Source organism: Streptomyces sp. NPDC090083 (assembly GCF_044747445.1).
Classification (GTDB): domain Bacteria; phylum Actinomycetota; class Actinomycetes; order Streptomycetales; family Streptomycetaceae; genus Streptomyces.
This window is the reverse complement of sequence record NZ_JBIVED010000009.1, coordinates 332,305-354,139: the sequence shown is the minus strand read 5'-3', so window position 1 is coordinate 354,139 and position 21,835 is coordinate 332,305. Positions and strand designations below refer to the sequence as shown.

The 21,835-nt window shown below is 72.2% G+C and carries 13 protein-coding genes; 8 read left to right on the top strand and 5 right to left on the bottom strand.

Translation table 11 applies throughout. The annotated features are described in order from the left end of the window. The first annotated feature begins 18 nt into the window (after positions 1-18). The 6 genes from ACIPTO_RS30200 (at position 19) to ACIPTO_RS30175 (ending at position 10,703) form a co-directional block, all read left to right on the top strand. Positions 19-2,787 (top strand): amino acid adenylation domain-containing protein, encoded by a 2,769-nt coding sequence (locus tag ACIPTO_RS30200; protein ID WP_401197343.1) that lies wholly within the window; start codon positions 19-21, stop codon positions 2,785-2,787. Then, the gene (locus tag ACIPTO_RS30195; RefSeq protein WP_401197341.1) at positions 2,784-3,995 is read left to right on the top strand and encodes an ATP-grasp domain-containing protein; all 1,212 of its coding nucleotides are present in this window, start codon (positions 2,784-2,786) and stop codon (positions 3,993-3,995) included. The genes ACIPTO_RS30200 and ACIPTO_RS30195 overlap by 4 nt, the downstream gene beginning before the upstream one ends. Before the next feature lie 193 nt (positions 3,996-4,188). After that, on the top strand, positions 4,189-5,862 hold the full coding sequence (locus ACIPTO_RS30190; protein WP_401197338.1) for an FAD-dependent oxidoreductase: 1,674 nt from the start codon (positions 4,189-4,191) through the stop codon (positions 5,860-5,862). Continuing rightward, positions 5,859-7,316 carry an ATP-binding protein gene (locus ACIPTO_RS30185; RefSeq protein WP_366325109.1) on the top strand — a complete coding sequence of 486 codons (1,458 nt, stop codon included), beginning with the start codon at positions 5,859-5,861 and terminating at the stop codon, positions 7,314-7,316. The genes ACIPTO_RS30190 and ACIPTO_RS30185 overlap by 4 nt, the downstream gene beginning before the upstream one ends. Beyond that, positions 7,313-7,663, top strand: a complete 351-nt coding sequence (locus tag ACIPTO_RS30180; protein WP_366325107.1) for a UBP-type zinc finger domain-containing protein — start codon at positions 7,313-7,315, stop codon at positions 7,661-7,663. Before ACIPTO_RS30185 ends, ACIPTO_RS30180 begins: the two co-directional genes overlap by 4 nt. A 76-nt stretch (positions 7,664-7,739) precedes the next feature. Continuing rightward, a complete protein-coding gene (locus tag ACIPTO_RS30175) occupies positions 7,740-10,703 on the top strand; it encodes an AAA family ATPase (RefSeq protein WP_401197335.1) in 2,964 nt (987 codons plus the stop codon). A 3-nt stretch (positions 10,704-10,706) separates the two neighbouring features. On the opposite strand, the gene ACIPTO_RS30170 is transcribed toward ACIPTO_RS30175, so the two are convergent. The 4 genes from ACIPTO_RS30170 to ACIPTO_RS30155 all read right to left on the bottom strand — a co-directional run bounded on the left by ACIPTO_RS30170 (position 10,707) and on the right by ACIPTO_RS30155 (position 17,358). After that, positions 10,707-11,933, bottom strand: coding sequence for an SGNH/GDSL hydrolase family protein (locus ACIPTO_RS30170; RefSeq protein WP_401197332.1), 1,227 nt, complete (start codon positions 11,931-11,933; stop codon positions 10,707-10,709). After that, positions 11,930-14,287: a glycosyl hydrolase family 95 catalytic domain-containing protein gene (locus ACIPTO_RS30165; protein ID WP_401197329.1), complete on the bottom strand. Its 2,358-nt coding sequence runs from the start codon at positions 14,285-14,287 to the stop codon at positions 11,930-11,932. The genes ACIPTO_RS30170 and ACIPTO_RS30165 overlap by 4 nt, the downstream gene beginning before the upstream one ends. A gap of 22 nt (positions 14,288-14,309) precedes the next feature. Next, positions 14,310-16,109, bottom strand: coding sequence for an alpha-galactosidase D (locus ACIPTO_RS30160; protein WP_401197327.1), 1,800 nt, complete (start codon positions 16,107-16,109; stop codon positions 14,310-14,312). A 76-nt stretch (positions 16,110-16,185) separates the two neighbouring features. Next, a complete protein-coding gene (locus ACIPTO_RS30155; protein ID WP_401197324.1) occupies positions 16,186-17,358 on the bottom strand; it encodes an ROK family protein in 1,173 nt (390 codons plus the stop codon). Positions 17,359-17,532: 174 nt separating this feature from the next. On the opposite strand from ACIPTO_RS30155, the gene ACIPTO_RS30150 reads away from it, so the two are divergent. Further along, positions 17,533-18,273: a hypothetical protein gene (locus tag ACIPTO_RS30150; RefSeq protein ID WP_401197322.1), complete on the top strand. Its 741-nt coding sequence runs from the start codon at positions 17,533-17,535 to the stop codon at positions 18,271-18,273. A 55-nt stretch (positions 18,274-18,328) separates the two neighbouring features. On the opposite strand, the gene ACIPTO_RS30145 is transcribed toward ACIPTO_RS30150, so the two are convergent. Further along, positions 18,329-20,131, bottom strand: coding sequence for a M4 family metallopeptidase (locus ACIPTO_RS30145; protein WP_401197320.1), 1,803 nt, complete (start codon positions 20,129-20,131; stop codon positions 18,329-18,331). Between the two features lie 305 nt (positions 20,132-20,436). Between ACIPTO_RS30145 and ACIPTO_RS30140 the strand changes: the two genes are divergently transcribed. Next, positions 20,437-21,744 carry a serine hydrolase domain-containing protein gene (locus ACIPTO_RS30140; RefSeq protein ID WP_401197317.1) on the top strand — a complete coding sequence of 436 codons (1,308 nt, stop codon included), beginning with the start codon at positions 20,437-20,439 and terminating at the stop codon, positions 21,742-21,744. Positions 21,745-21,835 lie beyond the last annotated feature (91 nt).

The window sequence follows — 21,835 nt, the reverse complement described above, 5'->3', positions numbered from 1 at the left end:
TATCCGGAGGGGAAGACGATGAACGACACGGGACGACTGTGCCAGGCGCTCGCGCTGCGGGTGCACACGGGCGCCGACCCCGAGCGGCTGCGCCGCAATCTCGCGCTCGCCGCCGACGGAGCGCGCCTGTGGATCGAGGACGTGCCCGGGGCGGCGGACTCCCGGGCCGCCGCGCTCCACCGCGAGCGGGAACTGTCACGGCCGGCCGATCCGCTCACCGGACCCGGGCTGCGCACGGTCCTGCTGCGGTACGAGGACGGGGCGGCGGACCTGGTCGTGGTGGCGCACCGGGCCGCGCTCGCCGATCCGTACGAGCTGGCGCAGGCGGTGCTGGCGGAGCCGGTACCGCAGGACGCCGTGCCGCGGGAGCACGGTGAGCGGCTGCGCACCGCGCTCACCGCGCTCGACCGCGCCGAGGCACCGGAGTGGGGGCTCGGCACCCCGGGCGCCACCACGACGGGGCTGCACCGCTTCTCGGTCCCGGCCGACGGCGGCGCGCCCGCGCCGTTCACGCTCCGGGCCGCCCTGGGCCTGGTCCTCGCCCGCTGCACGGGCGACGCCGAGGTCACGCTGGGCGTGGACGCCGAGCGGGCCCTGTCCTTCACGGTCGCCCCGGCCACGCCGGTGGCACGGTACCTGGAGCAGGTGCAGCGGGCCGTGCCCGCGACCGGCAGGACGCCCCTGGCCGGTCTGACTGTCACCGAGGCACCCGAGGCCCTGACCGGCGAGGGCGTCAAGGCGGAGCCGCTGGCCCACCGGCCCTTCCTGGACGCGGTGCACGCGCTGTCGGTGCACGTGGCCGACGACGGCTCCACGGTCCTGGACGGAGCGGTCCACTACCGCCACTCGGCGTTCGCGGACGCCTCGGCCGAGTGGCTGACCGGCATGCTGGTCACGGCGTACAGGGCGCTGACCGGAGCGGCCCCCGAGACCCCGGTCGGCGATCTCCCTCTCTTCGACGAGGAGCGGCTGCGCGACCTGGCCGCACTCGGCGGTCTGCGCCGCGCGCCCGAGGTGCCGGACGAACGGATCGAGCAGGCCGTACGCGCCTGGGCCCGCAGCACACCGGACGCGCCCGCCGTGACCTTCGAACGACACCACCTGACGTACCGTCAACTGGTGGGCCGGGGCGACGAGTACGCGGCGGCGCTGCGCGACCTCGGGGTCCGGCCGGGCGACCGGGTCGGGGTCTGCCTGGAGCGGTCGCTCGACCTGGTGGTGGTGCTGCTCGCGGTGCTCACCTGCGGCGCCACGTACGTGCCGATGGACCCGGCCTATCCGGCGGACCGGCTCGCGTACACCAGCGAAGACGCCGAACTCACCCTGGTCGTCACGGAGTCGGAGACCTTCCCGCGCCGGGACGGGGTACGGACCGTGCGGCCCGGCGAACTCGCGGGCGACGGCAGGGAGCCGTTCGAACCGGCCGTCCTTCCGGCCGACGCCGCCGCCTACGTCATCTACACCTCCGGCTCCACCGGGCGTCCCAAGGGCGTCGTGGTCCCGCACCGCAACGTCGCCGCGCTGATGCACGCCACGCGGGACGACTTCCGGCTCGGCGGCGACGACACCTGGACGCTCTTCCACTCCAGCGCCTTCGACTTCTCGGTGTGGGAGATCTGGGGCTGCCTGATGACGGGCGGGCGCCTGGTCGTCGTGCCCTACTGGGCCTCGCGCGACCCGGCCGAGTTCGCGGCGCTGCTCGCCGCCGAGCGGGTGACGGTGCTCAGCCAGACGCCGAGCGCCTTCGCGCAGCTCATGACCGTCGACCGGGAGAAGCGGGTCTCCGGCTCGGTGCGCCTGGTCGTCTTCGGCGGAGAACCGCTCGACACGAGACCGCTGCGTTTCTGGTTCGACCGGCACCCCGAGGAGGAGTGCCGCCTGGTCAACATGTTCGGGATCACCGAGACGACCGTGCACGTCACCGCGCAGACGGTCACCCGCCGCGAGGCGCTGGCGGGTTCGCGCTCGGTCGGCACCGCCCTGCCCGGCTGGCACCTGTACGTCCTCGACCCCGAGGGCCGCGAGGTGCCCCCGGGAGTCGCCGGCGAGATCTACGTGGGCGGCCTGGGGGTGGCCGGCCGGTACCTCAACCGTCCGGAGCTGACCGCCCGGCGCTTCCTGCCCGACCCGCACGCGTCCGGCCCGATGTACCGCAGCGGCGACCGCGGGCGGCTGCTGCCCGACGGATCCCTGGAGCACCTCGGACGCCTCGACAGCCAGGTGAAGCTGCGCGGTTTCCGCATCGAGCTGGACGAGATCAGGGCTCGCCTGCTGGACGCGCCGGACGTGGGGGCCGCCGCGGTCGTCCTCAGACAGGCGGCCGACTCCGCGGACACGGCGGGCGCCCGCCTCGACGGGTACGTCGTCTTCCGCGACGGGGCCGAGGGCGACACCGGCGAGGTGCGCCGGCACGCGGCGCGCTTCCTGCCCGAGCACATGGTGCCGTCCACGCTCACCGCGCTGCCCGCGCTCCCCCTGACACCCAACGGCAAGGTGGACACGGCACGACTGCCCGAACCGCTCACGCACACACCGGACGAGGAACCGCCGCCCGAGGGCGACGACACCGAGTCCCGGCTGCGCACGGTGTGGGAGAAGGTCTTCGGCTTCCGGGTCGGCCCGGACGACGACTTCTTCGCGCTCGGCGGCAACTCCCTCCTGGGTGTGCGCCTGCTGGCGGCGCTCCGCACGGCGGGACTGCCCCCGTTCCCGCTGCCGCAGCTGTACCTCCACCGGACGGTGCGCACACTCGCCGCGCACCTCGACCAGGCGGGGGCCAGGACATGACGCTGCTGCTGGTCGGCGCCGGCTCGCAGGCGTACCGCGAGTACCTGCTGCGTTCCGTCGCGCAGGAGTACGAGGTCCATCTCCTCGCGGAGCGCGCCCCGCTCTGGGAGGGGCCCTACCTGAGCGGGCACACGGTGGTGGACACCACGGACGTCACGGCCATGGCCGAGGCGGTGCGTGCTCTCCCGTACGAGGGAGTGCTGACCTGGGACGACACCCGGGTCGTCCACACCGCCGAACTGGCGCGGCTGCTCGGCCTGCCGGGCAGCCCGCCGGAGGCGATGCTGCGCTGCCGCGACAAGTGGGCCACCCGCGAGGCACTGCGCGAGGCGGGGGTGCCGCAGGCTCGCTCCGAGCTGGTCACCTCGCTGCCCCGGGCGCGGGCCGCGGCCACCCGCATCGGCTATCCGCTCGTCCTCAAGCCCCGTGCGCTGAACGCGAGCACGGGCGTGGCGAAGGTCGACGAACCCGCTCTGCTCTCCGCCCGTTTCCGTCTGGCGCGCGGAGCGACGGCCCCGGGCGCGGTGGAGGTGGCACCGGGGGACGTCCTGGTCGAGCAGTACCTGGACGGCCCCGAGATCAGCGTCGACGCCGCCTGGTACGAGGGGCTGATGCACCCCGCCTTCGTGGCACGCAAGGAGTGCGGCTTCCCGCCGTACTTCGAGGAGACGGGACATCTGGTCGACGCGGGAGACCCGCTGCTGAGCGATCCGGCCGTGCTCGACGTGGTGAGCGCCGCGCACGCGGCGGTCGGCTTCACCACCGGCTGGACGCACACGGAGCTGAGGCTCACGGCGGAGGGTCCGAAGATCGTCGAGATCAACGCGCGGATCGGCGGCGACCGCATCCCCGACATCGGGCGTCTCGCGCTCGGCGTCGACGCGGCGCTCGTCGCGGCACGGGTGGCCTGCGGGGTCCGGCCGCACATACGGCCGGACCGGCACGGCGTCGCGGCCGTGCGCTTCCACTACCCGCGGGCGGACTGCATCGCGCGTGAGGTCGTCATCGACACGGCCGCCCTGCCCGCCGCGGTCGACACGGCCCTGGCCATCGCCCTGCCCGGCCAGGAACTGCGCCTGCCGCCGAACGGCCACGTCTCCAGCCGCCACGCACTGGTCACAGCGGTCGGCGCGACCCACGAGGAGTGCCGCTCCGCCCTGGACAAGGCGTCGTCGGCCGTACGCCTGGAGGTGCTGCGCACCCTGTGACCGGCGGTCCGGCCGGGCGGGAACCCCCTGCCCGGCCGGACTTCCGCACCGGGCGACTTCGCGCGGGCCTGTGGTGCTGACCGTGCGGAGCTCTCCGGCCGCCGCGTCAGGCCGCCGGACACGTGAGGAGACCGGCCGTGCCGCGGCCACTCCCGGCATGGCCTGCCCCTGCTTACGCCGTTAGGGTCGTCGTATGGCACCTTCCAAAGCCACCGCAGGTGTGATCATGACCGTGGACGACGATCCGGGAGTCTCCCGTGCCGTCGCCCGTGACCTGCGGCGGCGCTACGGCGAGTCGTACCGCATCGTGCGCGCCGAGTCCGGCGAGTCCGCGCTGGACGCGCTGCGGGAACTGAAGCTGCGCGGGGATCTCGTGGCCGTGATCCTCGCCGACTACCGGATGCCGCAGATGAACGGCATCGAGTTCCTGGAGCAGGCGCTCGACGTCTACCCGGGCGCGCGCCGGGTGCTGCTGACCGCGTACGCGGACACGGACGCGGCGATCGACGCGATCAACGTCGTGGACCTCGACCACTATCTGCTGAAGCCGTGGGACCCGCCGGAGGAGAAGCTCTACCCGGTCCTGGACGATCTCCTGGAGGCCTGGCGGAACAGCGACTACCGGCCCGTGCCCGCGACGAAGGTGGTCGGTCACCGCTGGTCGGCACGCTCCTCGGACGTGCGGGAGTTCCTGGCCCGCAACCAGGTGCCGTACCGCTGGTACTCCGCCGACACCCCGGAGGGACTGCGCCTGCTGTCCGCCGCCGGGCAGGACGGCCAGCGGCTGCCGCTCGTCATCACCGCCGAGGGCAACGTGCTGGTCGAGCCGGAGGCGCCCGAACTGGCCGCCGAGGTCGGCCTCGCGACCACACCGACGGCCGACTTCTACGACCTCGTCGTCATCGGCGGTGGCCCCGCCGGACTCGGCGCGGCCGTCTACGGCGCCTCGGAGGGGCTGCGGACGGTGCTCGTCGAGCGGTCGGCCACCGGCGGCCAGGCCGGGCAGAGTTCACGCATCGAGAACTACCTCGGCTTCCCGGACGGAGTGTCCGGGGCTCAACTCACCGACCGGGCACGGCGGCAGGCCGGGAAGTTCGGTGCGGAGGTGCTGACCGCCCGCGAGGTCACGGGACTTGAGGTCAACGGCTCCGCACGCGTCGTACGGTTCGCGGACGGCTCGGCGGTCGCCGCGCACGCCGTGATCCTGGCGACCGGCGTCTCCTACCGGCAGTTGGAGGCGCCCGGCACACCCGACCTGACGGGCTGCGGGGTCTACTACGGCTCGGCGCTCACCGAGGCCGCGTCCTGCCAGGGCCACGACGTGTACATCGTCGGCGGCGCCAACTCGGCTGGGCAGGCGGCGATGTACCTGTCCCGGGGCGCCAAGTCGGTGACGCTGCTGGTGCGCGGGGCCTCGCTGGCCGCGTCGATGTCGTACTACCTGATCCAGCAGATCAACGAGGCCGAGAACATCTCGGTGCGCACCGGCACCGTCGTCGAGGCGGCGCACGGCTCCGACCACCTGGAGCAGCTCACCCTGCGCGACACCGAGAGCGGGAAGACCGAACTCGTCGACGCGCAGTGGATGTTCGTGTTCATCGGCGCGGCCCCGCTGACCGACTGGCTGGACGGTTCGGTGCACCGCGACGCACGCGGGTTCATCCTGTCCGGGCCCGACCTCACCCCGGACGGCACCCCGCCCGCGGGCTGGGAGCTGGACCGGCCGCCGTACCACCTGGAGACCAACATTCCCGGCGTGTTCGTGGCGGGCGACGCGCGCGCCGAGTCCGCGAAACGCGTCGCGTCCGCCGTCGGAGAGGGAGCCATGGCCGTGATGCTCGTCCACCGCTACCTGGAGCAGTCATGAGCGGGCAGGTGCAGCCGTGCAGCGTGCAGGAGATCGGCACGCTGTTCCTGTTCGAGAAGCTCACGCCGGAACAGCTCGGCCGGCTGTGCTGCGACGGCCAGGTGGAGCTGTTCGAGGCCGGACCCGTCTACACCGAGGGCGACCCCGCGACCTGCTTCTACGTGATGCTGGAGGGCACCGTCGTGCTGTCGCGCCGGGTCGGCGGTGACGACGTGGAGGTCACCAGGACCTCGCAGCGCGGGGTGTACACGGGCGCGATGCAGGCCTACATCGGGGACCGGGTGCAGCAGGTGTACCTCAACTCGATGCGGGTGACGGAGCCGACGCGGTTCTTCGTGCTGCCGGCCGAGACCTTCGCGAACATCATGAGCGAGTGGTTCCCGATGGCGGTGCACCTGCTGGAGGGCCTCTTCTTCGGTTCGAAGAGCACCCAGCTGGCGATCAGCCAGCGTGAACGGCTGCTGGCGCTGGGCTCGTTGTCCGCCGGACTGACCCATGAGCTGAACAATCCGGCCGCCGCGGCCGTCCGCGCCACCTCGGCGCTGCGCGAGCGGGTGGCGAAGATGCGGCACAAGCTGCGGGTCATCTCGGCCGGCGGGTATCCGCGCGAGGCGCTCGCCAACCTGATCGACATCCAGGAGCGCACGGCCGAACGCGTCGCCAAGGCACCCTCGTTGAGCCCCCTGGAGGCCTCGGACCGCGAGGACGCGCTCACCGACTGGCTGGAGGACCACGACATCACCGAGTCGTGGCAGATCGCGCCGACGTTCGTGCAGGCCGGTCTCGACATCGAGTGGCTCGACCAGGTGGCCGCAGCCGTGGACGCGGAGGTCCTGCCGAGCGCGATCGGCTGGCTCAACTACACGGTCGAGACAGAGCTGTTGATGACGGAGATCGAGGACTCCACGACCCGCGTCTCGAACCTGGTCGGCGCCGCCAAGCAGTACTCGCAGCTGGACCGCGCCCCCTATCAGGTGGTCGACGTCCACGAACTCCTCGACAGCACCCTGCTGATGCTCGCGGGCAAGTTCGGCGACAGCATCAAGGTCGTCAAGGAGTACGACCGTACGCTCCCCAGGATCCCCGCGTACCCGGCCGAGTTGAACCAGGTGTGGACGAACCTGATCGACAACGCGGTCTCGGCGATGGAGAGTTCGGGCGGGGCCGGCACCCTGACGGTGCGGACGGCGCTGGAGCACGACCAGCTGATGGTGGAGTTCCGGGACACGGGTCCCGGTGTGCCGCAGGAGATCCGCGGCCGTATCTTCGATCCGTTCTTCACCACCAAGCCGGTCGGCGAGGGCACGGGGCTCGGTCTGGACATCTCCTGGCGGATCGTCGTCAACAAGCACCACGGCACCCTCCAGGTGGAGTCGGTGCCGGGCGACACCCGCTTCCAGGTCCTGCTGCCCCTCACCGCCGCCGACAACGAGACGCCCGAGGAGTCCGCATGAGCGACATCGCAGGAATCGAGCCGAACGTCCCGCCGAGCGGGGCGGGTTGTGTGGAGTGCGACGCGGCTGGCGGCTGGTGGTTCCACCTCCGGCGGTGCGCGCAGTGCGGTCACGTCGGCTGCTGCGACGACTCCCCCGCCAAGCACGCCACGGCCCACTTCCAGTCCACCGGGCACCCGTTCATCCAGAGCTACGAGCCGGGCGAGGACTGGTTCTGGAACTTCACCACCTCCGAGCTGTACGACTCAGGTCCCGAACTGACCGCCCCGGTGAGTCATCCGAAGGACCAGCCGGCGCCGGGTCCCGCGGGACGCGTGCCGGCGAACTGGGCCGAGACCCTGCGCTGACCCGGGCCACCGGGCGGGGGCCGGCTCCCGCCCGGTGGCCAGGTGCGTTGTCGGTGGCGCGTGCCAGGATGGGTGCGTGTCGTCATCCGTAGCAGCAGCGCCGCTCATCGGCCGGGACGAGGAACTCGCCCGCCTCGCCGGTGTCCTGGACCGTGCCCGCGCGGGGACGGCCGGGGCGCTGCTGATCGCCGGGGACGCGGGCGTCGGCAAGACCCGCGTCCTGGACGAGGTCGCGGGGCGGGCCGCGGGCTCCGGGATGACGGTGCTCACCGGTCACTGCGTCGACCTCGGTGACGTCGGTCTGCCGTACCTCCCCTTCACCGAGATCCTCGGTGTCCTCGCCGGCGACGAACGCTTCGCCGCCGCCCTGGCCGCGCATCCGGCGGTGGACCGGCTGCTGGGCGCCGGTTCGGACGCGGCCCGGGACGCGGGCGGCCGGCTGCGGCTCTTCGAGGGCATCGCGGGACTGCTCGCCGACCTCTCGGACGTCGCACCCCTGCTCCTGGTCCTGGAGGACCTGCACTGGGCCGACCAGTCCTCCCGCGACCTGCTCCGCTTCCTGCTCAGCCGGGGCATCCTCCAGCGCCCGGCGGGCGGCTCCCCCACCCACCGTCTCGCGGTCCTCGCGTCGTACCGCGCGGACGACCTCCACCGCCGCCATCCCCTGCGGCCCCTGCTCGCCGAGCTGGTCCGGCTGCCCGCCGTGGAGCGGCTGGAGCTGCGGCCCATGGCGGACGCCGAGGTCGCCCGACTGGTGCGCACGCTGCGCACCGGCCCGGTGCCGGACGGCACGGTCCGCCGGATCGTCGAGCGCGCCGAGGGGAACGCCTTCTACGCGGAGGAGCTGCTCGCCGCGAGCGACCTGGAGGCGGGCGGCGTGCCGAGCGGTCTGGCCGACGTCCTGCTGATCCGTTTCGAGCAGCTCTCCGACACCGCCCAGCAGGTGCTGCGCACCGCCGCCGTCGCCGGGCGCCGCGTCGAGTACGACCTGCTGCGCGACGCGGTCCGGCTCCCCGAGGACGAGCTCGATTCGGCGCTGCGCGAGGCCGTCGAGCGCCGGCTCCTGGTCCCCGGGCACGGCGACACGTACTCCTTCCGGCACGCCCTCGCCCGCGAGGCGGTGTACGCCGACCTCCTCCCCGGCGAGCGCTCCCGGCAGCACGGCGCGTTCGCCCGCCTCCTCGCCTCACGCGGTCACCCGGCCGAGAGCGCGGCGGAGCGCGCCCACCACTACCGCGAGAGCCACGACCTCGCCGAGGCGCTGGCCGCCTCCCTGGAGGCCGCCGACCACGCCCGGCGCGTCGGCGCGCCCGCCGAGGAGCTGCGGCATCTGGAGACCGTCCTCGACCTGTGGTCGTCGGTCGACCCGGCCGCCCGTCCCTCGGGCGAGGGCACCGACAGCGTGGCCCTCACCCTGCGCGCGTCCGCGGCGGCTGCTCACGCCGGGGACGCGCACCGGGCGGTCTCCCTCACCCGGTCCGCGCTCGCCGGGATCGGGCAGGACACGGACTCCGAGCTGGCCGCCCGGGTCCGCTACACGCTGGCCGGGAACCTCATGGGCGTCGACAGCCTCACGGCCGCGTTCGCGTACAGCAGCGAGGCGTTGGCGATGATCCCCGCCGATCCGCCCTCGCGGACCTGGGTGTGGGCGGCGGCCACGCATGTGCTGGCGGCGCGGCAGGTCGGCGAGGACGGGATCGCGCTGCGGATCGCCCGCCAGGCCCTCGGCGTCGCGGAGGAGCTCCGGCTGACGGACGCGCGGGCCGACCTGATGATCTCGCTGGCCACTCTGGAGAAGGGCGGCCGGCGCACCCGCAGGGGCCGCGAGCGGCTCGCGGAGGCACGCGAGCTGGCCCGGCGGTCCGGGCACGCGCCCGTGGAGATGCGCGCCCTGTTCCATCTCGCCATCGGCGGTTTCGAGTCCGGGGAGCTGGAGGAGTCGCTGCCCTGGCTGACCGAGGGCCTGGACCGGGCCCGCCGCGCCGGGCTGCTCTCGTCGCCGTATCCGCTGGAGATGCGCTATCTCCGGCTGCTGGTGCTGTACACGCTGGGCCGCTGGGACGAGTGCCTGGAGGCCGCCGCGAGCGACGCGGCGTCGCTGCCGCACGCGGGCGGTTTCACCATGGGCCCCGCGCTGTACGTGGCGCTGGCACGTGGGGACTTGGCGGCGGTGGAGCGGGCGCGGGCCCTGCTGGACGGGCCGTTCGACTGGATGGCCGTGATGGTGTCGAGCATCGCCCTGACCGACGCGGGCGCCTTTCGGGGCGACCCGGAGGCGGCGGTCGAGCAGGTGCGTACGGCGGTCGCCGCGCTCACCGACGACTCCGGCCGCCGTCCCGATCTCACCGTCCGGCTGGCCGCCCTCGCGCTGGCCGCGGTCGCCGACCGCGCCGCCGCGCTGCGGGCGGCGGGCGACGAGGCGGGGGTGCGCCAGTGGACGGACACCGCGACGGAACTGGTCGAGCTGGCCCGGTCCGTGGCCGACGCGGGCGGCGAGGCACGTCCGCAGGGGCCGGAGGGGCAAGCGTGGCTGGCCCGCGCCGAGGCCGAGTGGATCCGCGCGGCCTCGGGACCGGACCCGGCGGCCTGGGAGAAGGCGGTGGCCACGTTCGACTACGGCGATGTGTACGAACGGGCGCGCTGCCAGTTCCGTCACGCCGAGGCCCTGGTGGCGGCCGACCGCCGCGAGGAGGCGACCGCCCCGGCCCGTGCGGCACGGGAGACGGCCGCCCGGCTGGGCGCCGCGCCCCTGCTCGCGCGGGTGGACACCCTGATCCGCCGTGGCCGCCTGGGCGACCCGGCGCCGGACGCCGGTGACCGCTCCTCGCCGCTGACGGCCCGCGAGCAGGACGTGCTGCGGCTGCTCGCGCTGGGCCGCAGCAACCGCCAGATCGGCGAGGAGCTGTTCATCACCGGCAAGACCGCGAGCGTCCACGTCTCCAACATCCTCGCGAAGCTGAGCGCCGCGAGCCGTACGGAGGCGGTGGCGATCGCCTACCGCCGGGGTCTGATCACCCCGGAGGCGACGGCGTCCGGCTGAGCCTCACTTCCCGCAGCCGAGGCTCCTGAGGTCGACCGCGTCGGCCATGGCCGCCATCCCCTTGTCGTTGGGGTGGATGTGGTCGCCGCCGTCGAGGAAGGGGAGCATCCTCTCCTGGTCGTAGGGGCTGCGGAGGATGTGGTCGAAGTCGGCGACCGCGTCCAACTCCCCGCTGCTCCTGATGAATTGGTTGACCTCCTGGCGTACCGCCTCACCGGCGGTGTCCCATTCGGGCCAGCCCTTGAAGGGTCCTACGGTGGCGCCGACGACGCACTTCCCGGCCGCGTGCGCCCGTTCGATGATCTCGCGGTATCCGGCGATGAGGTCCTGGGCGGTGACCCCGGAGTGCGCCTTGATGTCGTTGACGCCCTCGAAGAGGAACACGGTGCGGACACCGGGCTGGGACAGCACATCGCGCTGCAACCGGTTCAGCGCGCTCTGCCCGGCGCCGTCGGCGAGGACCTTGTTGCCCGAGATCCCTTCGTTGGCCACGCCCTTGACGGTCGTGCGGGCGTTCTGGAGCCGCCGGGCCAGGTAGTCGGGCCAGCGCCGGTCGAGATCCGACGTGGACGCCCAGCCGTCCGTGATGGAGTCGCCGAGCGTGACCACGGCTCCGATGCCCGCGCTCGGCCGTACGGAGACGGCGTCCAGGTAGTACCAGGAGCCGGTGGTGTCCGTCCAGGCGGTGGCGCCCTCCTCGCCGGTGTGGTCGCCCTGGGTGACGTACGACGTCTGCAGGGCCATGCCGTGGCCGGTCGCCGGGCCGCTCGCGTCCGGGGTGTGGATGCTGACCACCAGGTCGGTCGCGGCGGGCAGTCGGCCGGGGAGCGGGTCGCTGTAGGCGACCCCGCCCGCCGGGACCGTGACCGTCGTGGCGCCGCCGAAGGTGAGCCGCCGGTTGGAGCCGGGGACGAGTGCGGCGCCCGCCTTCTGCACACCCGCGTAGGCGCTGTCGAAGGTCAGCGGCCGGTCGCCGAAGGCGTTGGAGAGCCGGATCCGCAGATCGCGGCCGGCCACGCTGGTGTGCACCACCAGCCGGTAGCCGCGGTCGGCGACGCCGTCACCGAGGTGGTCGGCGCTCGCTCCCCAAGTGATCACGTCCTTCGGGCCGTTCACGGCCTGCGCCTGTGCCGGCGCCTGCGATTGCGCGTGCGCGGGTCCGGCCTGGAAGGCTGCGGCGAGCAGGAGGAGTGCGGCCGTCCGGCGCAGTCGTGCCCGTCCGGCGCTCACCGTGCGAAGTCCCGCAGCGTGACGGACGCACCCGGCGTGACGGTCACCGTGCGGGTCTTTCCGCCGTGGGCGACGGTCGTGGTGCGACCGCCGACGCTGCGGAGCTTCACCTCGGTGGGCCTGCCGTTCTTCCAGCGCAGGTCGACGACGAACCCGCCGCGGGCGCCGACGCCGGTGACCGAGCCGGAGTCGGCCCAGGCGTCCGGGAGGGCGGGCAGGAGTTCCAGGTGGCCGGGCCGGGAGTACAGGAGCATCTCGGTCACGGCGGCCGGGGTGCCGAAGTTGGCCTCGATCTGGAAGATGCCGCGGCCCGTCTCCACCTCGTAGATGTCGAAGAGGTTGAAGGCGGTGCCGTTGGTGCCGTTCTCGGACGGGCGGAGGTTGTTGACGATCAACTGGTAGGCGTTGTCGGCGTTCTTGAGGCGCGCCCAGCACAGGCTGCGCCAGGCGTTGGCCCAGCCGAAGCTGTTCATGCCGCGCGCGGTGAGCAGGGCGGTGGCGCCGGCGACGATGTCCTTCGGGGTGGAGCCGTCGGGGCGGATGCGGTCGCCGGGGAAGAGGTTGATGAGCGGGGACAGGTGGCGGTGGGTGGTCTCGCCGAGGTTGTCGGGCGACATCCACTCCTCCAGCCAGCCGGACGTGGGGCTCACCTCGGGGAGGTACAGCCGCCTGCGCAGACCCGAGACGGTGTGCGCGAACCCGCTGTCCCGCTTCAACTCCGCGGAGGCGGCGGCGTAGTTGCCGAAGAGGGTCCACACCACTTCCTGGGCGTAGGTGTTGCCCCTGCCGTCCTGCGGACCCTGCTCGGGAGACCAGTCGTGGTCCGCGACCAGTACTTCCTTGCCGTTGTCCAGGGTGGTGGTGACCAGCCGCGTCTGCCAGAACTCGCAGGCGCCCTTGAGGAGGGGGTAGATCTTCTCCAGGTGGGCCCGGGAGTGGGTGAACTCGTAGTGCTCCCACAGGCTGTTGCACAGCCAGGCGTTGCCCGCCGGGTGCCACCACCAGCCCAGTCCGCCATAGGGGTTGGTGGAGAACGCGACGGTCCAGCCCGCGACCTTTCCGCTGGTGTTGCGGAAGCGGTTGCGGGGGTCCTGGAACAGCCTGCCGGTCAGCTCGGTCCAGTCCTTCACCTGGGTGACGCAGTAGTCGGTGAAGGCGTCGAAGCACGAGGACAGGCCCACCCGGTCGGCCATCCAGTAGTTCATCTGGATGTTGATGTCGGTGTGGTAATCGCCCATCCAGTCCGGGTCGTTGCCGTCCAGCCACACTCCCTGGAGGCCCATGGGTAGGCTGCCGCGTGACGAGCCGACCATCAGGTAGCGGCCGAACTGGACGTAGGCGGCTTCGAGTTCGGGGTCGGGCTCGCCGCTCGTGGCGCGCAGCCGGATGCGCTCCCAGGTGTCGAGGGCGCGCTGCTCGGGGGTCGATTCGCCGAGCGAGAGGCCGAACGTGCCGAACACCGCGCGGTGGTCGGCGACATGGGTGCGCAGCAGGGTGTCGGCCGAGTGCTGGGCGGCGGCGCGGACCTTGTCGCGGGCGAGCTTCTGCGGGTCTGCCTTGGGGGCGCGGTAGCCGTGGGCGGGGTCCGGCGCGTAGTCGGTGCCGCCGCTGACCACGACCGTGAGGTCCTTGCAGCCGGCGAAGGTGATGTGCGCGCCGCTGACCGTGACCCGGCCGCCGCTGCCGTGGGCGGTGACGGCGGCTCCGTACTTCAGGCCGTTGGCGAAGGTAGCGCCGAAGGAGGTGGCGGCGGCCTCGCCGTGCGTCCCCTCCAGGGTGATCGTGCCGGTGTAGCGTCCGCCGCCGTTCTGGCTGAAGTGGAGGACGATCGCGTCGTCGGGGCGGCTGGCGAAGATCTCCCGCTGGTACGTCACTCCGGAGCGGGCGTACGAGGCTCCCACCACGCCCCGCTCCAGGTCGAGGGTGCGGCGGTAGCCGGAGACGGCGCCGAGGTCGTGGTCGGGGAGGTCGACGGTGAGCCTGGCGAGCAGGGTGAGGGACCCGAAGTCCGCGCGGCCGTAGGGGAATTGGCCGTCGGAGTCGAGCGTGTCGTTGAGGCCGCCGGTCCACATCGTGGCGTCGGTGACGAGGAGGACCTCGTGGCCGGGGTCGTTGCTCGCGAGGGCGCCGAGGCGGCCGTTGCCGACGGGGAGGCCCTGTTCGATCATCGAGGTGTCGCCCGCGGGCGCCTGCCACCACAGGGTGTGGTGCGAGGTGCCGCTGTCGGTGGCGGAGCCGGCGGGGCGCTGCGGTGCGGCCGAGGCGGTGAAGGCGGGCAGGCCGGCGAGGGCGCCGGTGGCCGCGGCGAGGGCGAGTACGTTGCGTCTGGGCAGGTCGAACGGTGCACTGGACATGACGGTCTCCGCGAAGGTCGGCTCAGGAGGAGGAGGTGGGCACGTCGATCCGGTCGATGTCCGGCGCGTAGCCCGAACCGCTGTCGAAGGTGATGGTGTTGGCGCCCGCCTTCAGGGACACGGGCACGCTGACCGTCCCGACGGTCCCCCAGTCGCCGGTGGACGGGAACTTGTGGCTGGTGGCCGCGTTGCCGTTCGAGGAGACGCTCGCCGAGCGGGAGTCGCCGCTGACGTAGGCGATCCTCACCTGGTAGGTGCCGGCCTTGGCGACTGTGACCTTGTTGACGGTGAGCTTGCCGCCGACGTAGAGGTTGCCGACCTTCTTGCCGCCGGAGCAGGCGGAGCAGTCGGCGAGGGAGGCGTTGCCGGAGAGGGTGTTGCCGCCGGCCTCGGCCTCGTAGCCGGTCGTGGTGACGGCGCCGCCGCGCGGGGTGACGGTGAAGAGGCGGGAGCCGTGGGCGGGCAGGGCCTGGGTGACCTTGCCGGTGTAGGTGCCGAGGTCCTCGTGGTTCCAGAGGTCGCGGACGGCTGCCTTGCCGGTGAAGCCGAGGGTCGTCCAGTTCGCGGAGACGGCGGCGGGCGAGTCGGCGAGGTTGAACAGGGCGACCGTGTACGTGCCGTCAGGGTTCTTGGCGGCCCACACCTGCTGGGGGTCGGACGGGGTGACCGGGCGCGCGGGCGGTGCGTCGCTCTGGTCGACGCCGATGACCTCGCGGTTGGTGAGCAGCGAGAGGCCGTAGTCGTCGAGGCGGGTGAGGTCGTCACCGCTGAACAGCGGGGACTTGGCGACGGCCCAGAGGGTCGCGTAGCTCTGCCGCTCGGCCTTGGTCAGGCCGTCCATCGCGCCGTTGCCGACGTCGAGGGAGTCGAGGTCGTTCCAGCCGCCGGGGCCTGCCTGGCCGGTCCACGCGGGGGTGTCGTCCCAGCGGTCGTCGACCGAGTTCTCCCAGCTGACCAGGGTGTTGCAGTAGCACTCGACGTCGGTGTCGATGCGCCAGCCGTTGGAGTACTTCTTCCAGTCGGCGGCGTGTCCGTAGTCCAGGGACCAGGACAGCTCCAGGTGGATCGGGCGTCCGGTGGCGGCGATGGCCTTGTTCCAGGCGGTCACGTCGGCAACGTTGTCGTACTGGTCGCCGCTCTTCCCCGAACCGGGGCCGACGCCGTCGAGCTTCAGGAAGTCGTAACCCCAGCCGGCGATCGACTGGGCCTGCGAGTCGATGTACTTCTGGGTGCAGGGCCGGGAGAAGTCGAGCTTGTACGAGCTGTCCCAGCCGTTGGTGGTGCGCAGGTCGCTGTAGACGATGTCGGCGGTGGTGCAGCCGGCCGCGTTCCAGATGGGCGTCCTGCCGTCGCCGTACGCCTCCTTCTCCAGGCCGGCCGGCAGGTAGATGCCGGCCTTGAGGCCCTTGGAGTGGATGCGGTCGGCGACGGCCTTCATGCCGCTGGGGAAACGTTTCGGGTCGGCCTTCTGGCGGCCGTACTGGTCGTACTCCGGCGTCCAGGCGTTGTCGCGCCACCACCCCGCGTCGATGTTCACGTAGGTGTAGCCGTACTTCTTCAGCTTCGAGGCCAGCGCGTCGGTCTGCTTGGTGATGTTCGCCTCGGTCAGGTAGCTGTAGTCGCCGTCCGGGTTGAGACCGGGGTACTTGGACGACTGCATGCTCCAACTCGACCAGCCCATGAAGGGTTTGGCGGCGACGGGCGCCGAGGTGTCCGCCGCCGGGGTCGCCGCGTGCGCGGCGGGGAGGTGGGTGGCGAAGCCTGCGGTGAGGGCCAGGACCACCATGGCTCTCAGGGCGCGGACGGGCGTGAGGGAGTACATCGTCGGGCTCCTCGTGCGGGTAGGAGGGGGTGGGTGGGGTTGGGTGGGGGTGGCTGTCGGGGGGTGCGGGGGCGTTCTAGTCGGTGGCTCGGATGAAGGACTGGATCGCGGTGGCGGCAGCCCCGCGCGCCCATTCGTCGAAGGGCAGGGGGCGGGTGTGCACGTCGCAGCGGGCGGCGGAGCCGAAGGCAGCGGCGGTGAAGGAGTCGCGGATCTGCTCGGCGAACAGGTCGTAGGCGGCCAGGCCCTCGCCGGAGATGATCACGCGTTCGGGGCCGAACAGGTTGACCACGGTCGCGATGCCCCGGCCGATGGCCTCACCGGCCCGCGCGTACACCTCGCGCGCTCCGGCGTCGCCCCGGTGGGCGAGGGCCAACGCCTCCGCTGTGTCGGCGACTTGGACGCCGGTGACCTCACGGACGCGGGCGAGGATCGCGGCGTCCCCGGCGATCGCCTCGACGCAGCCGCGGTTGCCGCAGTGGCAAGGCGGCCCGGCGGGGTCGACGACCACGTGCCCGATCTCGCCGGCCACTCCGTGGGCGCCGGAAACGACTTGGCCGTGCACGACGAGTCCGCAGCCGATGCCCGCGCCGACGGTCACCACGGCGAAGTCCGTGAGGCCCGCGCCTGCGCCGAACCACTGCTCGGCGACGGTCAGCGCGCGCACGTCGTTGTCGACGGTGACGGGCAATCCCGTTGTCATGGCGGCCAGTTCGGCCAGCGGTACGTCCCGCCAGTCCAGGAACGGCGAGTAGCGGACGACCCCTTCGCCGCGGTCCACGTCACCGGAGACCGCGAGCCCGAGGCCGAGCACCCGGATGCCCAAGTCATCTGCCTCGACGCGGAGTTCCTGGGCCAGGTCCGCGATCGAGGCGAGCACCGCCTTGGGGTCGTGGTCGGTCAGCGGCACGTGGCGGGCGACGCGGAGACGGCAGCAGAGATCGGCGAGGACGGCGATGATCTCGTCGCCGGTGACCTTGACCCCGATGAACAACGCCCGTGCGCCGTCGACCCGGACGAGGTTCGCGGGCCGCCCGAGCGCCGGGGGCGCTTCCTGGTCGGCGCCCTCCGTCAGGTACCCGGCCTCCATCAGGGGCCGGACCGCCTTGGTCACGGCTGCCGCCGACAGTCCCGTCCGGCGGGCCACGTCGAGACGGGTGAGGGGACCGTGGGACAGCACGGCCGTGAAGACCTGTGAGACGGCCGGCGTGTGCGCCGGGAACGACTCGGTACGGGGGATCGAGCGCATGGCGGGAACCTAGATGCCTTCTTTTCCGTCGTCAATAAAAGAAGCAGGATTGGTCGCGGTGACGTGGTGAGCCGGCCGAGCCTGACGGGTCGGCCGAACGGCGGTGACGGCGGCGGGAGTCGGGGCGATGGCGGCGGAAACCGCGTTGTCAGTGCCGGGCGGCACAATCGCCGTATGACGACGATCGATTGGTCCGGGCTGAGCCACGCCTACGGCAGCGCGGAGGACATCCCGGGGCTGTTCGCGCGCCTCGGGGGCGCCGAGGACGACGAGGTGTGGCAGGAGCTGTGGGGCTCACTGTGCCACCAGGGTTCGGTGTACGACGCGAGCTGGGCGGCGCTGCCCGTGCTCACCGACATCGCGCTCGGCCGGGCGCCGGGCGGGGCGGTGCAGGCGGTCACCATGGCCGGTCTGATCACCACGGACCCGGACGAGGAGAACCGGGCGCGGTACACCCGGGAGATAGGCCAACTACTGGCCGTGGCACGGGATTTGCGTGCCGATCCGGGACAGGACGCGCACACCTTCGTCTACCTCCAGATGGCCGTGCTCGCCTTCGAGGACGGCGGGGTGTGGGCGGAGGCGCTGGAGGGGATCAACAGCGAGGAGTACGAGGTCGAGTGCCCCGAGTGCGAGGAGGGCCTGTTCGTCGCGTTCGGCTCGTACGGCGTCTTCACCGCGGCCGGTGACTACGTGACCGGCGCGGACGGCGAGGACGCGGCGGCGCGCACGGACCTCGTCCCGGCGGCGCCGGAAGAGCTCGACGGCATCGGGGCGCGCCTGCACGGCGAGGCGGTGGAGTCCGGGCATCCGGAGGTCGCGCGGGCGCTGACGTACGTGTTCGGGAAGGCGAGTTGTCCGTCCTGCGAGGCCGTGTTCACCGTCTCCGAGGAGATAGAGAGCCAGTGGGTCTGAGCCCCGGTGTCCGGGTGCCCCGCGCGCGGTTCGCGGCCGGGCACCCGGACGGTCGTCAGTGCCGCGCGGCGGGGGTGTTGGCGACCGTGACGTTCACGGCGGCCCACGCCTGGTCGACGGTCTTGTACGCGGTGCTGTTCGCGCCGTAGAGGTCCGCCGCCGCCTTCAGGGTCGCGATGCGCGCGTCGTGGAAGTCGGTGGTGGACACCATGTAGCGGGTGAGCGCCCGGTAGAAGATCGCCGTGGCCTTGGTGCGGCCGATGCCGGTGACCGTGGACCCGTCGTAGGTGGGCGAGTCGTAGGTGAAGCCGCCGATCTTCTTTCTGCCGCTGCCCTCCGCGAGGAGGTAGTAGGCGTGCGAGGAGACCCCGGAACCGGCGTGCACCTCGGCGTCGTAGGTCTGCGGCGACCAGTAGTCGATCGTGCCCTCCAGCTTGTCGAGGGAGGGGTGGTCGAGGCGGCGCAGGAACTTCTGGGCGAGGCCCAGCTTCTCGCCGATCAGGTAGTTCGGCGGGTTCTTGGCGTTGTTGGCGCTGAACTCGACGTTGGAGCCGAAGATGTCGGCGAGTGACTCGTTCAGGGAGCCGGGTTCGCCGAACTGGTTGCCGTCCTCGTCGACGCGGGTCGGCTCCAGCTTCGCGGTGGCGTCCACCACGCCGTGGGTGAGTTCGTGGCCGGTGACGTCGATGACGACGAGCGGCTTCTTGAACATGTCCCCGTCGCCGTCGCCGTAGAGCATGCAGCCACAGGTCGAGTCCCAGAAGGCGTTGGCGACCTTCTTGCCGAAGTGGACCATGCCGCGCGCGGCCTTGCCGTTGTTCGCTATGCCCTTGCGGCCGAAGGTCTTCTTGTAGAAGTCCAGCGTCTTGGTGATGCCGTACTGGGCATCGACGGCGGCGCTGTCGCGGCGCGAGAGGGTGCCGTTGCCCCACTTGTCGTTCGCGGTCGTGAACTTCTTGCCCTGCGCGAAGTTCTCCAGCTCCTTGCCGCTCGCGTCGCGGGTCTCGGTGCCCCAGCGGGTCGGGTCCTTGAGGAGGTAACTGGTGCGCGCGGTGCGGGTGGTGGTCAGCGGCACCTTGCCGACGAAGAGGGAAGTGCCGGTGCCGGACGCGGTGGCCGGGTAGTGGACCGCGCGGCTCGCGGCGGCCGACGTGAGGGACTTCGGCTGTACGGCGGTGCCAGTGCCGGTGGCCGGGTCCATGGTCTCGCCGCGCTCGCGCAGGGTGTCGAGGAGCCTGGGCGAGAGGAACTCGTCGCTGTCGGGGGTGTTGCTGCGGATCGTGCCGGTGACGGCGTCGACGACGACCGTGCGGGTGCCGGTCCCGTCGGCGGTGCTGCTGTCGCTGACGGGTATTCGGTAGGCGAGGGCGGCTCCGCCGTCCCGGGCGTCCACGACGAGTTCGGCGGTGCCCGCGTCGCCCCGGGCGACGGCGGCGGCCTTCGCCTCGGCCTGCGTCGCCGTCAGTTCGGGCCGCGTGGTGGCGGGGCTGACACTGTGGTCGGCCGCCCTGGTGACGCCGGTGTAGGCAAGCCGGTGGGAGAGATGGACGACGAGGTCGCCGCCGAGGACGGGCATGCCCTGGTGGGTGCGGACGAACCGGACATGCCGTGCGCCCTCGGGGTCGATCAGCACGTCCTGGGCCCGGAGTTCATCGCCTCGCGTGACGCCGGTCGCCTTGGCGTGCGCGAACGCGGCGGCCCGCGCGGCCGTCACGACGGACGCGGCACTGACGCCGGTCGACGTCGTCGCACGGTCCGTCCCCGTGGCCGGTCCCGCGAAGGCCGTTCCGGCCAGCCCCGTGGCGGCCGTCGTCACCGCGACGGCGACGGCCAGGCTGCGTATGTGGGGTCCACGCATGGATGAGGGCTCCTCCGTTCGAAGGCGGCCGGGATCACCGATCGCCTTGTACCGGGGCGCGGTTGAACGCGTCCCAGGGGGCTGGTCGGGCCCCGGGCCGAAACCCTTCCAAATCCGCCATGTGCATGTAAAGCCGAAATCAACGGTTTTCGAGCTTTTCATGGCAATACTTTGCGAATCCGATCGCTCAGTGATCAACGGATGACCAACTGTGCGTCAGCTGTGGAGATGTGACGGGACGCGAGAAGGTTGCCTCGCGTGACTGTGACCGATCTCGCAGACAGAGAGAAACGGGAGAGGACCGCATGGTCTCAAGAACGGTGCGCAGGTCCACGGCGTGGGCGGCGGCGCTGCTGACGCTCGCGGCGGTACCGGCACACGCGGCGGACAACGGGTCGGACACCGTGAAGAAGGGCCATGCGGTCGCCGGCCGTGCGGTCGCGCCGCCGCGTCCCGCCGCGGCGGGACGTCCGGCACCCGACATGGCGGGTCTCCGTGCCGTGCTGCGCACGCTGACGGAGCAGGGCGCGCCGGGGGCGATCGCCCGTATCGACGACCACGGCACCGTCCACACGGCCGCCGTGGGCGTCGACGACCGCAGGACCGGCCGGGCCATCGGCAACGCCGACCGCTTCCGCATCGGCAGCATCACCAAGTCGTTCTCGGCGGTCGTCCTGCTCCAACTGGCCGACGCGCACAGGCTGGACCTCGACGCCCCGGTCGACCGCTACCTCCCCGGACTGCTGCCCGACGGGCGGATCACCGTGCGCCACATCCTGAGCCACCGCAGCGGTCTGTACGACTACACGAACTCGATGTTCGCCGACTCGGTCTCCGGCTTCGAGGCCGTCCGCGACAAGGTCTTCACCTACCGGCAGCTGGTCCAGCTCTCCCTGCGGCACGCGCGCACCAACGCACCGGGCGCCGCCTACTCGTACTCGAACACCAACTTCGTGGTCGCCGGGATGCTCATCGAGAAGCTGACGGGCCACTCCGTGGGCACCGAGTACCGCGACCGCATCATCACGCCACTGAGACTGCGCGACACCCTCTACGTCCACCCCGCCACGAAGATCCCGGGCCGCCACGCCCACGGCTACCTCACCCCCGACCGCGCGGGCGCACAGCTCGTCGACGCCACCGACCAGACGGTCTCCTGGGCGCAGAGCGCGGGCGCGGTCATCTCCACCACCCGCGACCTGAACACCTTCTTCTCCGCCCTGCTCGGCGGCCGGCTTATCTCCGCCGCCCAGCTTGCGCAGATGGAGCGCTGGACCCCGGTCAACAGCACCACGCGCTACGGCCTCGGGCTGCGGCGCCGCGATCTGTCCTGCGGGGTCTCGGTGTTCGGCCACACCGGAGCCGTCCAGGGTTTCTACACGTACTCCTTCACCTCGAAGGACGGCCGCCGCAGCCTCACCGCGCTGGCCAACACCTCCAACAACGGCACGGTCCTGAACACGATGGCGCGCACGCTGGAGTCGGCGTTCTGCGGCGCACGCACCAAGGCGATCAACCCGGTCAAGGACTCCTCCCTCACCGGCCGGGGCTCCCTCGTCACCGAACGGAACGTCGCCCACGAGGACATCGCGCCCGGGATCGCCCGGGACTGAGCGGGCACGGACGGGGGGCGGGGGCCCGTGCCCCGCCCCCGCACGCGGGAACCCTCGCGCCCCGGCGGGACGTTGACCCGACGACGAGGCT

What these genes read in the sequence shown, in the direction of transcription:
- ACIPTO_RS30200 (WP_401197343.1), top strand. Translation starts at nt 19, where the DNA reads ATGAACGACACGGGACGACTGTGCCAGGCGCTCGCGCTGCGGGTGCAC.
- ACIPTO_RS30195 (WP_401197341.1), top strand. Translation starts at nt 2,784, where the DNA reads ATGACGCTGCTGCTGGTCGGCGCCGGCTCGCAGGCGTACCGCGAGTAC.
- ACIPTO_RS30190 (WP_401197338.1), top strand. Translation starts at nt 4,189, where the DNA reads ATGGCACCTTCCAAAGCCACCGCAGGTGTGATCATGACCGTGGACGAC.
- ACIPTO_RS30185 (WP_366325109.1), top strand. Translation starts at nt 5,859, where the DNA reads ATGAGCGGGCAGGTGCAGCCGTGCAGCGTGCAGGAGATCGGCACGCTG.
- ACIPTO_RS30180 (WP_366325107.1), top strand. Translation starts at nt 7,313, where the DNA reads ATGAGCGACATCGCAGGAATCGAGCCGAACGTCCCGCCGAGCGGGGCG.
- ACIPTO_RS30165 (WP_401197329.1), bottom strand. Translation starts at nt 14,287, where the DNA reads ATGTCCAGTGCACCGTTCGACCTGCCCAGACGCAACGTACTCGCCCTC.
- ACIPTO_RS30160 (WP_401197327.1), bottom strand. Translation starts at nt 16,109, where the DNA reads ATGTACTCCCTCACGCCCGTCCGCGCCCTGAGAGCCATGGTGGTCCTG.
- ACIPTO_RS30155 (WP_401197324.1), bottom strand. Translation starts at nt 17,358, where the DNA reads ATGCGCTCGATCCCCCGTACCGAGTCGTTCCCGGCGCACACGCCGGCC.
- ACIPTO_RS30150 (WP_401197322.1), top strand. Translation starts at nt 17,533, where the DNA reads ATGACGACGATCGATTGGTCCGGGCTGAGCCACGCCTACGGCAGCGCG.
- ACIPTO_RS30145 (WP_401197320.1), bottom strand. Translation starts at nt 20,131, where the DNA reads ATGCGTGGACCCCACATACGCAGCCTGGCCGTCGCCGTCGCGGTGACG.
- ACIPTO_RS30140 (WP_401197317.1), top strand. Translation starts at nt 20,437, where the DNA reads ATGGTCTCAAGAACGGTGCGCAGGTCCACGGCGTGGGCGGCGGCGCTG.